Raw genomic sequence first — 12,369 nt, 5'->3', positions numbered from 1 at the left:
GATGGCCACTCGTTTTGAGCCACCGCGACTTCTCGGCCTGAAACGAGAAAGAAGGTATTTGAATCGGCAGACAGTAAGCGGGTATAATGTACGATTTCGTGGTGGTCGGTGCAGGTCCCGCCGGGTCGCGGTTCGCGCGACAGGCAGTCCGTGCGGGACACGATGTCCTCGTCCTCGAACGAGGACAGGTGGGCACGCCACTTGCCTGCTCCGGCCACGTAAGCACCGACATCTGGGAGTTTACCCCGGACGGTGCGCGTGACCATCTCCTCCAGAACGAAGTTTACGGTGCGCGATTCCACGTCGATGGCCCCCGCTCTCCGGAACATCCCTTTTACAAGGACGAAGTCATCTCGAACGTTATCGACCGGGTCGGACTCGACAAAACCCTCGCCCGCGCCGCGGAGGATGCGGGTGCCGACCTGCGCGAAAATCATAGCGTCACCGACCTGGACGAACACGGAAAGCACGTGGACGTGACGGCGAACACTCCCGACGGAACCGAAACCTTCCGCGGAAAGATGGTCGTCGGCTGTGACGGCCCGGTTTCGCGCGTTCGGCGGGAACTCGGCCTCCCGGAACCCAAAGAAAAGCTACAGGGCGTCCTCGGATTCGCACCGAAGGCGCACAGCGGCAATTTCGTGGACGTGCATCTCACCGCGCCGAAATTCTTCGCGTGGCGCATCCCCCGCGGCGACGCTGGCGTGGAGTTCGGACTGGCCGCGCCGACGGGTTCGACTCCCAGCGCCCGCGCTCTGTTCGACCGGTTCACCGCCGAATACAGCGTCGAAACGAACGAGTTCTGCGCAGGGATGATTCCCATCGGCCCGGCAGCGAGGGTTTCGGCCCATCGTGGATTCCTCATCGGAGACGCCGCCGCGCAGACGAAACCGTTCACCGGGGGCGGTATCCTCTACGGCATGACCTCGGCAGACCACGCGGTTCGAACCATCGACCCGGATGACCCCGGAACCCTGGCCGACTATGAGCGCGCGTGGCGCAACGAGTTGAAAAACGAGATTCGACTGGGCCACTGGATCCGTCGGGCGTACTCCCTACCGAAGTCGGTGCAGACCGCCGGACTCAAGTCGATGGCTGGCGAGATCGGCGTCCACATGGACAGGCCGAGTTCGTTCTTCTCGACTGAACATCTCAAGACGCTCCTCAAGAAAACGTAGGGTCGAAAGCCCGACTGAATCAGGAGTGGAGCGTGCTGTGCATCTCCTCGATGAGGGTGTTGCTAGGGTCTTGGGAGAGTTCCCAACACATCGCCCCGCCGAATCCGTTGTTTTTGACGTAGTTCGATTTGTTCGAGATGGATGCGGCGTTGTCGTAGGAGACGAACGTGTTCTCTGCGGCAGAGTACAGCCACGGAACCTGTGCGTCGGGGTGCCAGAAGTACTCGTAATCCGACTGTGGTTTGATGTTCTGCTGGATGTCGCCGTACGTTACCGACGTGGACGAACTGAACGAGTTGAACAGTCCATCGTTTGTCGATGACACACCCGAATAAGAGCGTCCGTAGAAGGGCATCCCCATGACGAGTTTGTCCCGGGCAATCGGCTTACTGGCCCAGTTTTCCATGTGATTGGTCGTGTTCCAACTCCCCATGTCCGTCCGGGTCTCCGGACGGGGAATCGAACGGCGCGTTGAAGTTGGTGTCGTTGCTCCAGTCGCCGTGATAGTCGTAGGTCATCACGTTGACGTGGTCGAGATAGTCGCTGATGGCTCCGACCTCGTAGGCGTCGGCCACGATGTTGGGATTGGGCGACCCGGCCATCGTCAGGTGCGTCCACGAACCGAACCGAGAATCGAGTTCGTTGCGACACGCTTCCAAGAGAAGCGTAAAGTTGTGCGGGTCGTCGGCACGAACCGTCCCGTCCGGAAACTCCCAGTCCAAATCGAGGCCGTCGAAGTTGTACCGTTCCATGATATCGACGGCGGTTTTTGCGAACCGCTGACGGCGGGCGGCGGTCGATGCGGCATCCGAGAACCTGCCCGAGTACCACCCGGAACTGATGGAGAGGATGAACACGGTATCCGTGTCGTCGTAGGTAGAGAGTTCGGCGAGCAGGCTTTCTTCCGACGAGTCGCCGACGACCACCGTTCCGTCCGACTGCGGTTCGAGGAACGCGTAGTTCAGGTGCGTCAGTTTGTCGTAGGGGACGTCTGCGGGCGTGTACTCTCCCGCCCAACCGGGATAATAGCCAACGACGCGATTGCCGTAGTCGCCGTGTGCGCTCACTTCACGGGTACTGAGTGTTCCCGCCGCGAGCGCCCCGGTGCCGAGAAGGAATTTCCGTCGTGATGGCGACGTGAAATTACGCTCGGCACGACTCGGTGAGGGTTTATATCCATTGGACATATTTATGAAATATGTATTCTTCGCTTCGGGATAAATTTTTTGAGGTTGAGTGAAATGAATACTCCCATACACTATCTTCGAATCAGTGTTCACGAAGCCATTCAGGTCAAAAATAGGACGAAAACGACCGTTCGAGTCGAACTCGGAGTTACTCCAAGTCGTACAGTTCAGAGTACTTTTCGTTCGCGTAGTTGAGGAAGTAGTCGGCAGTGAACTCCTCACCGGTTGCGACTTCGATGAGTTCGTCAGTGGTGTACAGACAGCCGTGCTGGTGAACGTTGCTCGTCAACCAGTCGTGGAACTCGTCGAACTCGCCGTTTCGAATCTGGTCTTCCAAGTCCGGAATGTCCTCCTCGGCTTTCGCGTACAGTTGCGCCGCGAGGACACTTCCGAGCGAGTAGGTCGGGAAGTAACCGAAACTGCCGTGGCTCCAGTGGATGTCTTGGAGACAGCCCTCCGAGTCGGTGTCGGGACGGATTCCGAGGTACTCTTCGTACTTGTCGTTCCAGAGTTCCGGCACGTCTTCGACTTCGATTTCGCCGCGGATGAGCGCCTTCTCGATTTCGAACCGAACCACGATGTGCATGTGGTAGGTGAGTTCGTCGGCTTCGACGCGAATCAGGTTGTCCTCGTAAACTCGGTTGACCGCCTTGTAGATGTCCTCGACGGAGGCGTCTTCCACGTCCGGGAATCGCTCTTTGAGGGCGGGCAGGAATCGCTCCCAGAACGCACGCGACCGACCGACGTGGTTCTCCCAGATTCGGGATTGGGATTCGTGGGCGGTCAGGTCACGGGACTGGCCGAGCGGCGTTCCGTATTCTTCGTCCGGCAGGCCCTGCGTGTACGTCGCGTGACCGAACTCGTGGATGGTGCTCATCATCGCGCCGAGGGGGTCACTCTCGTCGAATCGCGTCGTCACGCGGGCGTCGAACTGCGTCCCGCTGGAGAAGGGGTGTGGCGCAGTGTCGAGGCGTCCACGATTCCAGTCGTAACCGAGCGTGTCGAGGATGTCCCGCGAAAGCTGTTCCTGCGTGTCCGTGTCGTAGGTGCCGTCGAACGGTGCGGCGAGTTCCACGTCGCTCTCCCGAATCGAGTCGATGAGGGGAACAAGTTCGTCGCGGAGGCGCGTCAGCATCTCCTCGGCGGTTTCGATGCCGAGGTAGGGTTCGTAATCCGCGAACAGCACTTCGTAGGGGTCTTTGTCGGGGTCGATATGTTCCGCGTACTCGCGTTTCTGCTCGACCAACTTTTCGAGCGTCGGGGCGAAAATCGAGAAGTCGTCCTCCGCCTTCGCCTCTTTCCACTGCGGAAGTGCCTCGGACGTGGTTCGGGAAATCTCTTCGACCAGTTCACCGGGGACGCGGGTTGCTCGCTCGTACTCGCGTCGAACTTCGCGCACGACTGCTGTCTGTTCGTCGTCCAAATCCTGCGATTCGAGTTCGTCCAACAACTCGCCCATCTCGTCGTCGGTGAGCAGTTCGTGGGCGATTGCGGAGAGGGCGGAACGCTGCTGTGACCGGGCGGGCGTACCGCCTTCGGGCATCACGACCTCTTGGTCCCAACCGAGGATTCCTGCGGCGTTTTTGACGTTGGAGATTCGTTTTACGTTGTCGAGAAGCTCCTCATACGCGGCGTTTTCTGCGGCGGCTTCGGTTGCCATCACCGAGTGTTTGCTGTCACCGATTATCAATGACCGGGTTTCGGAACGAAATAGGACCAAATATCAAATTGTTTCTCAGAATCAAGTGATACGTTTCGATGTGAATCGAAGAGCCTTCCTCTGCAGTGCGACCGTTTTGACACCACTCCTCGCCGGTTGCACGTCCGATAACGAATCGGACACACCCACCGAAACGCCGACTGAAGATACAGCAACGAGTACGCCCGAATCAACTACGACAATGACAGCAAGCGCGACACGGAGTACGGAGACGACTCAAGAAACGACAACGACGGCTGGCGAAACATACGACGGAGCGAACGTTATCGATGCGTCCGAGTCGTTGGCGATGAACGGTTCCGGTCTGCTCTCGTACAGTTCGAAACACACGAAATTCCAAATCGCGGGTGACCACGAGGAGTTCTCCAACGAGCGGATTCGGATTCACCTCTTCGTGCAGAGCCAATCGAGCGACGAGACAGTCGGCCAGACGGCGACTGATTCCTTCGAGTTTGCCGAATCGCAAACGAAGACGCTGGAATACGATTTGAACGCGAACGACGCGCCGACCGACGTTCGTTTACGGTACGCGGTCGCATTCGGCCTCGCCGACGAAAACAGCGAACCGTCGCTCGATTCGGACGAGATAACCGTCTTCGACAGGTCGGAACCGTTCGTACTGAAATCTGACCGGAAAACGATTCGACCGTTTTCAGAAGAGTGAGGAACGATTCTACAGTCGTTCCGCAGTGTTCCGATAAATCCGATAACAGCGCTCTAACACAGCAATACCCACACTCTCGTTTTTGGTGTGTGCCTCGCCGGGTTCGGAGGCTCCGCAGACGACACACGTAACTCCGGCCTGCGAAAGCCATCCCGCGTCGGTCGCGTGGGGTTTCGTGACGTGTTCGGGTTCGCTTTCCTGTGCATCACGCGCGGATTCCAGTACTGCATCCGCGAACTCGGCGTCGTCGCACTCCATCGGCGGCAAGTCCTGTTCGACAGTCCACGTGACGCCTTCGATTTCCTCGACTGCTTCGAGGTCGGCGCGTTCGCCGGGGACGGTTCGCTCGTCTATCGTTATGTCACAGTTCGCGGGGATGACGTTCCACGCGCTTCCACCTTCGATTTCGGTGGCGACGACGCTCCCCGAGATCTCGTGGCCGAGGACGGAAACCGTCGGCACCGAACAGTCACGAACGATGTCCACCGCGTCACAGGCGCGATAGATTGCGTTTTTACCTGCCTCCGGTTCGCTGGCGTGCGCCGCGGAGCCACTGGCCGTGATGGTACTCGCGCGTCGGCCTCGGTGCGCGATGACCACGTCCGTGACGCCGTCTTTGGAGTAGTTCGTGGAACCCTCGGCGACGATGGCGTAGTCAGGCGAGAAGCCGTTCTCGACGGCATGGCGCGCGCCGTCGCCGCCCAGTTCCTCCGCGACGAAACTGGCGAAAACGAGTTCGCAGGCCGGGTCTACGTCGCGGAACGCGAGCATGGACGCAACCACGGAGCCTTTCATGTCCGCGGTTCCGCGCCCGTAGAGTCTGCCGTCGCTTTCTTCGACGACGTACTCGCCGTCTTCGATCTGCGATTCGTCCGGTGGAACGACGTCGTGGTGGCCGACGAGCGCCAGTTCGGTGTCCGTTTCGACTCCCGTGCCTTTGCGGGCAATCACGTTGCCGATTTCGTCCCTCGTTACCTCCGCGTCGGTTTCGGTGCGGAGCCATTGTTCGATGAAATCGCCCGCTTCCGTCTCGTCCTCGTGGCTCGAAATCGACACGAGGTCACGGGTTACTTCGACCAGTTCGTCCATATCACTTCATTCAACCCGGTGGTTTAGTACTCTGTGTCCTCGGCAATCGGTCGGTGTCTTCTGGTTCGTTTGGATTCGTTACAATGCCGGGTCGCTTTCGAGGCAGCAGTCGAGTATATTTTCCAAAAGAGGACTGTCGTGGTACCGAATCGTTTCGGTTCGGGCGTCGTACTCGATGAGTTTTGCCGCATCGAGACGCGGGAGATGAATGTGGCGGAGACGAACCTCACTCCCGGCAGAGTCGTTGCCGAGAGTCGCAAGTTCTTCGAGCGTCGCAGTTCCGTCCGATGCGTTCGTGAGATGATTCATTACACGACGACGCTCTCCATCCGAAAGTATGTTGAACACTGCGTCGAGTCGTATAGACTCGGATTGTACCATCGACTTCCAATTTCTTCGTCATCCATCTAACAATGACGCTTGCAGTAGCAAGTATGGTTATATCGAACAGTCGTCAACAAACTCATATTCTTCGTAGCGGTCGAGTTTCCGGTCGATGGCGTCCAGCAACCACTCGTCGATGGTTTCGTCGGTACAGTCTGCTTCGATTCGTTCGCGCGTTTCGGTGTCGATGGTGAGAACGAGATGGTTATGTCGCATCGACCGTGGTACGTCATGGAATGGCAAAAGCGTGACTCCGGACGCTGAAACCCTTATGAATCCCCCACACGAATTTGTAGGCATGAACGTAGTGCCGGATACGAGCGCCGTCGTCGATGGTCGCATCTCCGCAAAAATCGATGACGGCGAGTTTGCAGGGGCGACGGTACTCATCCCCGAGGCCGTCGTCAGCGAACTGGAATCGCAGGCGAACAACGGCGAGGAAAACGGCTGGAACGGACTGTCGGAACTCCAACGACTCGCGGCTCTCGCGGATACGGGGGACATCGAACTGGAATACGTCGGTGTCCGACCCGAACCTGAACAGCAGGGCTACGCCCACCGGGGCGAAATCGACGCGCTGATTCGAGAGCTCGCGGACGAATACGACGCCACGTTCGTCACCAGCGACCTCGTCCAGAGCGAGGTTGCGCAGGCAAAAGGACTAGACGTAGAGTACATCTCGCCCAAAACCCGGGACGTAGGCCGACTGAGCATCGAGGATTACTTCGATGAACAGACCATGAGCGTCCACCTCCGAGTCGATATGCCGCCGATGGCGAAACGGGGAGAAGTCGGCGAGATGCATTACCAACAGATTCGCGACGAGGTTTCGACCGAGGAAGACCTCAAAGAGTACACGCAGGAAATTATCGAGAGCGCGAAACAGAGTACGGAAGGGTTCATCGAAATCGACGAACCGGGTATGACCATCGTCCAGTTCCGCGATTACCGAATCGCAATCGCGGAACCACCCTTTGCCGACGCGTGGGAAATCACGGCGGTTCGGCCAATCGTCAAAACCTCGATGGAGGATTACGAGCACGCAGACGAACTCAAAGGCCGACTGCTGGAACGCCAGCGCGGTGTCCTGATTTCCGGCGCGCCGGGTGCCGGGAAATCGACCTTCGCGCAGGCCGTCGCGGAGTTCCTCGCGAACAACGACTTCGCCGTGAAGACGATGGAGAAACCGCGCGACTTGCAGGTCGGGCCGGAAATCACGCAGTACACCGAACTCGCCGGGCAGATGGAGAAAACCGCGGACTCCCTGCTGATGGTGCGTCCCGACTACACCATCTACGACGAGGTGCGGAAAACGAACGACTTCGAAGTGTTCGCGGACATGCGCCTCGCGGGCGTCGGCATGGTCGGCGTCGTCCACGCGACGCGGCCAATCGACGCGCTTCAGCGTCTCATCGGCCGGGTCGAACTCGGCATGATTCCGCAAATCGTAGACACCGTCGTCTACATCGAGGCTGGACAAATCGAGAAGGTGTACGACGTGACGACGCAAGTCAAGGTTCCCGAGGGGATGATGGAAGAAGACCTCGCCCGCCCGGTCATCGTGGTCGAGGAGTTCGAAACCCAAACGCCGGAGTACGAAATCTACACCTTCAACCGACAGGTCGTCACGGTTCCACTGCAAGAGGGTGACCGCGACGAGGGCGGCGTCTCCCAACTCGCCAAGCAGGAAATCGAGCGCGAAATCCAATCGGTCACGCGTGGCCGGGTTGACGTGGAAATTCAAGGCCAAAACAACGCCGTCGTCTACGTGGACGAAAACGACATCTCCTACGTCATCGGCAAGGGTGGCGGCCGAATCGACGACATCGAAAACCGACTGGGAATGAGCATCGACGTGCGAACGCACGAAGACAAACCCTCATCGGTCGGCGGCAGTTCGACACAGACCGAACCCCGCGGCGACGTCGTGATTCCGGAAATCACGTCCAGACACGTCATCATCCCACTGGACGGCCACGCCGGGGAGACTGTCGAAGTGCAGGCGGACGGCGACTATCTGTTCACCGCGACGGTCGGACGAGGCGGCGACATTCAAGTTTCTCGCGGAAGCGCGATTGCGGAGGAGTTGGAACACGCAATCGACCGGGAGCGCCAGATTACGGTCGTAACTGCCTGAGACGGTAAAGGAGAAGAGAGAAGAAAAGAAGAGAGCGAAATTTAGCTATTCAGCGCACTGGGCGTCGGCGGACTGTTCCGTATCCGTTTCTGTCGGAAAGTCGATGTCGTAGAGATTCTGTCGTGCGTCGGCAAAGTAGATGTCTTCCGTGACCACGCCGATATCTTCGAGTCGTTCGAGAGCGTAGCGAACCGTTCGTGCGGACAGCATCGACTCATCGACGATCTGTTTCTGTGTGAGCGACCCCTGATATTCGAGAACCTTGAACACGAGTTTTGCACTCGGTGGCAGGTCGTCGATTTGCTCCCGTTCTGTCTGGCTCATCATCGTTACGAATCGAAACACCCCACCGGCATAAAACTATTGAGACACGGTGACATGGGAAACGGTTAGTGGTGACTCACCAAACGCGATTGTGGGAGTTACGTCCCAAAAACGACGCACCAACCGTCCGCCTGCCAACCGTTCGTTGGCGACGCAGATTATTGTTACCAATAGGCACGTAAATACACACTCCCGTCTCTATTCGGCTAGCGCGAATGAGACGAGTAGTCACAATAACAGCAGCGATAACAAACTAGTCCCAAATACACAAAACAACTCACAGAAGATGCGGAGACGACGAGTTCAAACAAATACTCACTACACACCAACCACCCAACACCCATCCTCGAAGAGCGCGAACGGAGATACACGCAAACGAACACCTTTTGAGGCCGGGTACCCGATTGCCACACATGGCGACTGAACAGGCAACAGAGCGACGGGCGGCCCATCTACGGAGTATCACCGTTACGGCGCTCGCTTCGCTGGCCGGAATTGCCGCCGGATTCGCCTCTGCCATGGTGGTAGGGACGAGCGGTGCGGCAGCGACAGATCAGTTAGGGCTGGCCATCATGCTGGGATCCGTCGTGGTACAACTACCACTGCTCCGCGTGATTGGCTACGAACTCAATGGAGTCAAAGACCACCTCTTCGTGGCGTTCATGACGTTTTCTCTCTGGTTCATCACGTGGGGAATCCTGCTCACGAATCAGGTGCAGGTGTAAACCATGGCAGAAGACAGTATCGCCGTCGTGGATTTGGAGCGCTGTTCGCCCGACAGGTGCAACTACGAGTGTAAAAACTACTGCCCGCCGAACCGAACCGGAAAGGAGTGCATCACGCTCCGCGGCGAGGACACGGAGGAGGGCCAACCGGACCAGATTCACATCAGCGAGGAAATCTGCCTCGGCGAGACGTGTGGTATCTGTGTCGAAAAGTGTCCTTTCGACGCAATCGAAATCATCAACCTGCCCCAAGAGCTACAGGACGACCCGACCCACCGTTACGGCGAAAACGCATTCTCGCTGTACGGTCTGCCGGTTCCACAGGAAGGCCAAGTGACGGGGATTCTCGGGCCGAACGGGAGCGGGAAAACGACCGCAGTGAAAATTTTGGCTGGCGAACTCGCGCCGAACCTCGGTCAGTTCGAAGAGCCGCCGGGATGGGACGCGGTGCTCGACCGCTACCGCGGGACGGAACTCCAGAACTATCTCGAAGACGTGCGAGACGGCGACGTGACGGTCGCGCGAAAACCACAGTACGTCGATAAGATTCCGGACAGGTTCGACGGCAGTACCGCAGACCTGCTCTCCCGAACCGACGAACGCGGCGTTTTGGACGACCTGCTGGAACGACTCGAAATCGAGCACGTAATGGAACAGGGCATCGACAGCCTCTCCGGCGGGGAACTCCAGCGCGTCGCCCTGGTGGCCGCACTCGCCCGCGACGCGGATTTCTACTTCCTCGACGAAATCACGCCGTACCTCGACATCAGCCAGCGCGTCAAAGTCGCGCGCCTGATTCAGGAGATGGCGAACGAGCAAGGTCGCTCCATGCTCGTGGTCGAACACGACCTCGCCATCCTCGATTTGGTCGCGGACAACCTTCACGTGGCCTACGGTGAACCCGGTGCGTACGGTGTCATCACGACGCCGAAATCGGTGCGCAACGGCATCAACGAATATCTCGCAGGCTACCTCAACAACGAGAACATGCGGATTCGTCCGAACGCCATCGAGTTCGACGAACACGCACCGCGCGAGACGACGGCCGCGGACGCACTCGTGGAGTATCCCGACCTCTCGAAATCCTACGGCGAGGGCGAGTTCTCGCTCGACGTCGAGGGCGGCACGATTTACGAGAACGAAGTCCTCGGCATCGTCGGCCCGAACGGAATCGGGAAATCGACGTTCGCCAAACTGCTCGCCGGGCGACTCCAACCCGACGAGGGCGACGTTGACCTCGAACTCGAAATCTCGTACAAACCTCAGTACATCGAAATCGACCAACCGATGCGCGTGGACGTGTTCCTCTCGTCGCTGTCGGACGATTTCGGTTCTTCCTACTGGAACACCGAAATCGCCCAACCGCTCCTGCTCGACCGCATCATGGAGCAGAACCTGACCGACCTCTCCGGCGGCGAGCGCCAGCGAGTCGCCATCGCGGCCTGTTTGTCGAAAGAGGCCGACCTCTACCTGCTGGACGAACCCTCGGCGTACCTCGACGTCGAACAGCGCGTTCGGGCAACGCGCGCGATTCGACGCTACGCCGAGATGCAGGACGCCACGGTGTTGGTAATCGACCACGACACGTACATGATCGACCTGCTCTCCGACCGCCTGATGGTGTTCGACGGCGAACCCGCAGAACACGGTCACGCCGGACGCCCCAAGGGAATGCGCGAGGGCATGAACGACTTCCTCGCCAACCTCGACATCACCTTCCGCCGGGACGAGAACGTGGGTCGCCCGCGCATCAACAAACCCGGCAGTCAACTCGACCGCAAGCAGAAAAGCGAAGGCGAATACTACTACAGCTAACGAGCGAACGACGGACAATGGGCGAGGAACGCACGACGGTATTTTTCTTCGGTTCGAACGACGTTCGTTACAATCGTCGCGAACGTTTAGCGTCGCGCTGACGTACTAGCGTCGCTATGAACTACGAACTTCTCGGAAACAGCGGCCTCAGGGTCAGCGAACTTGCGCTGGGAACGATGACGTTCGGTGAAGAGTGGGGATGGGGTGCCGGACGGGACGCCTGCGAGGAGATGTTCGACCGATACGTCGAGGCGGGTGGAAATTTCATTGACACCGCGAACAACTACACCAACGGAACGAGCGAGCGAATCGTCGGCGAACTCGTCGGCGACGAACGGGATAGCTTCGTCGTCGCCACGAAGTACACTCTGAACACGCGACCGACCGACCCGAACGCGGGCGGGAATCACCGCAAGAACGTATTTCAGTCGGTCGAAGCGAGCCTCGGCCGCCTCGAAACGGAGTACATCGACCTCCTATGGGTTCACGCGTGGGACGGAATCACACCAGTCGAGGAGGTGATGCGCGCGCTGAACGACCTCGTTTCGAGCGGAACGGTTCATTACATCGGCTTCTCCGACACGCCCGCGTGGGTCGTGTCGCGGGCGCAAACGCTCGCCAAGGAGCGAGATTGGGCACCGGTTTCGGCGCTTCAGTTGAAGTACAACCTGCTCGAACGAACGCCGGAGCGGGAACTGCTTCCGATGGCGCTCGAACTGGATTTGGGCGTCACCGTCTGGGGACCGCTGGAAAGCGGGATTCTCACCGGAAAGTACAATCGTGCGGCGGATAAAAACGGACGAGTGACGGAGCTAGAACAGGACGTGACCGACCACCAGAAGGAAGTCGCGCAGGTCGTCATGGACGTAGCGACGGAAACCGACGCAACTCCGGCGCAGGTCGCCCTCGCGTGGATTCGCCAGCAACCGGGGCAACTCCTCCCGATTGTGGGTGCGCGAACGCCGAAACAGTTGGACGACAATCTCACCAGCCTCGGCGTTGAACTCGACGAGGCACAACTCGGACGACTGGACGAGATGAGTGCTATCGAACTCGGATTCCCGCACGACTTTCTTCAACAACCGTTCGTCCAGACGCTCATCTTCGGCGAGGCGGGGGGCAAAGTCCAACGCTAAAACGGGAACC

General features: G+C 58.7%; 13 protein-coding genes. 6 read left to right on the top strand and 7 right to left on the bottom strand.

Annotated features, from left to right (window positions below; genetic code table 11):
• Positions 1-86 precede the first annotated feature (86 nt).
• A complete protein-coding gene (locus BW974_RS00920; protein WP_076427178.1) occupies positions 87-1,178 on the top strand; it encodes a geranylgeranyl reductase family protein in 1,092 nt (363 codons plus the stop codon).
• A 19-nt stretch (positions 1,179-1,197) separates the two neighbouring features.
• Here BW974_RS00920 and BW974_RS27420 read toward each other — a convergent pair whose 3' ends face one another.
• The 3 genes from BW974_RS27420 to BW974_RS00910 form a co-directional block, all read right to left on the bottom strand.
• The gene (locus BW974_RS27420; RefSeq protein WP_394329560.1) at positions 1,198-1,584 is read right to left on the bottom strand and encodes a glycosyl hydrolase family 18 protein; all 387 of its coding nucleotides are present in this window, start codon (positions 1,582-1,584) and stop codon (positions 1,198-1,200) included.
• Positions 1,565-2,365 (bottom strand): glycoside hydrolase family 18 protein, encoded by an 801-nt coding sequence (locus BW974_RS00915; RefSeq protein ID WP_394329559.1) that lies wholly within the window; start codon positions 2,363-2,365, stop codon positions 1,565-1,567. Before BW974_RS00915 ends, BW974_RS27420 begins: the two co-directional genes overlap by 20 nt.
• 148 nt (positions 2,366-2,513) lie before the next feature.
• The gene (locus BW974_RS00910; protein WP_076427176.1) at positions 2,514-4,025 is read right to left on the bottom strand and encodes a carboxypeptidase M32; all 1,512 of its coding nucleotides are present in this window, start codon (positions 4,023-4,025) and stop codon (positions 2,514-2,516) included.
• A 100-nt stretch (positions 4,026-4,125) separates the two neighbouring features.
• On the opposite strand from BW974_RS00910, the gene BW974_RS00905 reads away from it, so the two are divergent.
• Positions 4,126-4,749 carry a hypothetical protein gene (locus tag BW974_RS00905; RefSeq protein WP_076427175.1) on the top strand — a complete coding sequence of 208 codons (624 nt, stop codon included), beginning with the start codon at positions 4,126-4,128 and terminating at the stop codon, positions 4,747-4,749.
• A 9-nt stretch (positions 4,750-4,758) separates the two neighbouring features.
• Here the strand turns inward: BW974_RS00905 and BW974_RS00900 are convergent, their stop codons facing one another.
• The 3 genes from BW974_RS00900 to BW974_RS25265 all read right to left on the bottom strand — a co-directional run bounded on the left by BW974_RS00900 (position 4,759) and on the right by BW974_RS25265 (position 6,438).
• The gene (locus BW974_RS00900; protein ID WP_076427173.1) at positions 4,759-5,838 is read right to left on the bottom strand and encodes a M20 family metallopeptidase; all 1,080 of its coding nucleotides are present in this window, start codon (positions 5,836-5,838) and stop codon (positions 4,759-4,761) included.
• A gap of 78 nt (positions 5,839-5,916) precedes the next feature.
• Positions 5,917-6,147: a DUF7344 domain-containing protein gene (locus tag BW974_RS00895; protein WP_245799866.1), complete on the bottom strand. Its 231-nt coding sequence runs from the start codon at positions 6,145-6,147 to the stop codon at positions 5,917-5,919.
• A 129-nt stretch (positions 6,148-6,276) separates the two neighbouring features.
• Positions 6,277-6,438: a hypothetical protein gene (locus tag BW974_RS25265; protein WP_175609602.1), complete on the bottom strand. Its 162-nt coding sequence runs from the start codon at positions 6,436-6,438 to the stop codon at positions 6,277-6,279.
• Positions 6,439-6,520: 82 nt separating this feature from the next.
• Here BW974_RS25265 and BW974_RS00890 point away from each other — a divergent pair, with 82 nt between their 5' ends.
• Positions 6,521-8,359 (top strand): PINc/VapC family ATPase, encoded by a 1,839-nt coding sequence (locus BW974_RS00890; protein WP_076427170.1) that lies wholly within the window; start codon positions 6,521-6,523, stop codon positions 8,357-8,359.
• 45 nt (positions 8,360-8,404) lie between these two features.
• Here BW974_RS00890 and BW974_RS00885 read toward each other — a convergent pair whose 3' ends face one another.
• On the bottom strand, positions 8,405-8,683 hold the full coding sequence (locus BW974_RS00885) for a MarR family transcriptional regulator (RefSeq protein WP_049972060.1): 279 nt from the start codon (positions 8,681-8,683) through the stop codon (positions 8,405-8,407).
• A gap of 413 nt (positions 8,684-9,096) precedes the next feature.
• Between BW974_RS00885 and BW974_RS00880 the strand changes: the two genes are divergently transcribed.
• The 3 genes from BW974_RS00880 (at position 9,097) to BW974_RS00870 (ending at position 12,359) form a co-directional block, all read left to right on the top strand.
• Positions 9,097-9,408, top strand: a complete 312-nt coding sequence (locus BW974_RS00880; RefSeq protein ID WP_076427168.1) for an EMC6-like membrane protein — start codon at positions 9,097-9,099, stop codon at positions 9,406-9,408.
• A gap of 3 nt (positions 9,409-9,411) precedes the next feature.
• The gene (locus BW974_RS00875; RefSeq protein ID WP_076427166.1) at positions 9,412-11,223 is read left to right on the top strand and encodes a ribosome biogenesis/translation initiation ATPase RLI; all 1,812 of its coding nucleotides are present in this window, start codon (positions 9,412-9,414) and stop codon (positions 11,221-11,223) included.
• A gap of 116 nt (positions 11,224-11,339) precedes the next feature.
• Positions 11,340-12,359: an aldo/keto reductase gene (locus tag BW974_RS00870; RefSeq protein WP_076427164.1), complete on the top strand. Its 1,020-nt coding sequence runs from the start codon at positions 11,340-11,342 to the stop codon at positions 12,357-12,359.
• Positions 12,360-12,369: the final 10 nt, after the last annotated feature.

Origin of the sequence: Haladaptatus litoreus, from assembly GCF_900156425.1 — an archaeon.
Lineage (GTDB): Archaea > Halobacteriota > Halobacteria > Halobacteriales > Haladaptataceae > Haladaptatus > Haladaptatus litoreus.
Note: the sequence above shows the minus strand (reverse complement) of the source record. Positions and strands in the feature narration are given on the sequence as shown.

Coding starts and splice junctions, on each gene's coding strand:
- BW974_RS00875 (WP_076427166.1), top strand. CDS start 9,412: ATGGCAGAAGACAGTATCGCCGTCGTGGATTTGGAGCGCTGTTCGCCC.
- BW974_RS00890 (WP_076427170.1), top strand. CDS start 6,521: ATGAACGTAGTGCCGGATACGAGCGCCGTCGTCGATGGTCGCATCTCC.
- BW974_RS00910 (WP_076427176.1), bottom strand. CDS start 4,025: ATGGCAACCGAAGCCGCCGCAGAAAACGCCGCGTATGAGGAGCTTCTC.
- BW974_RS27420 (WP_394329560.1), bottom strand. CDS start 1,584: ATGGAAAACTGGGCCAGTAAGCCGATTGCCCGGGACAAACTCGTCATG.
- BW974_RS00895 (WP_245799866.1), bottom strand. CDS start 6,147: ATGAATCATCTCACGAACGCATCGGACGGAACTGCGACGCTCGAAGAA.
- BW974_RS00920 (WP_076427178.1), top strand. CDS start 87: ATGTACGATTTCGTGGTGGTCGGTGCAGGTCCCGCCGGGTCGCGGTTC.
- BW974_RS00915 (WP_394329559.1), bottom strand. CDS start 2,365: ATGTCCAATGGATATAAACCCTCACCGAGTCGTGCCGAGCGTAATTTC.
- BW974_RS00900 (WP_076427173.1), bottom strand. CDS start 5,838: ATGGACGAACTGGTCGAAGTAACCCGTGACCTCGTGTCGATTTCGAGC.
- BW974_RS25265 (WP_175609602.1), bottom strand. CDS start 6,438: ATGCGACATAACCATCTCGTTCTCACCATCGACACCGAAACGCGCGAA.
- BW974_RS00880 (WP_076427168.1), top strand. CDS start 9,097: ATGGCGACTGAACAGGCAACAGAGCGACGGGCGGCCCATCTACGGAGT.
- BW974_RS00885 (WP_049972060.1), bottom strand. CDS start 8,683: ATGAGCCAGACAGAACGGGAGCAAATCGACGACCTGCCACCGAGTGCA.
- BW974_RS00870 (WP_076427164.1), top strand. CDS start 11,340: ATGAACTACGAACTTCTCGGAAACAGCGGCCTCAGGGTCAGCGAACTT.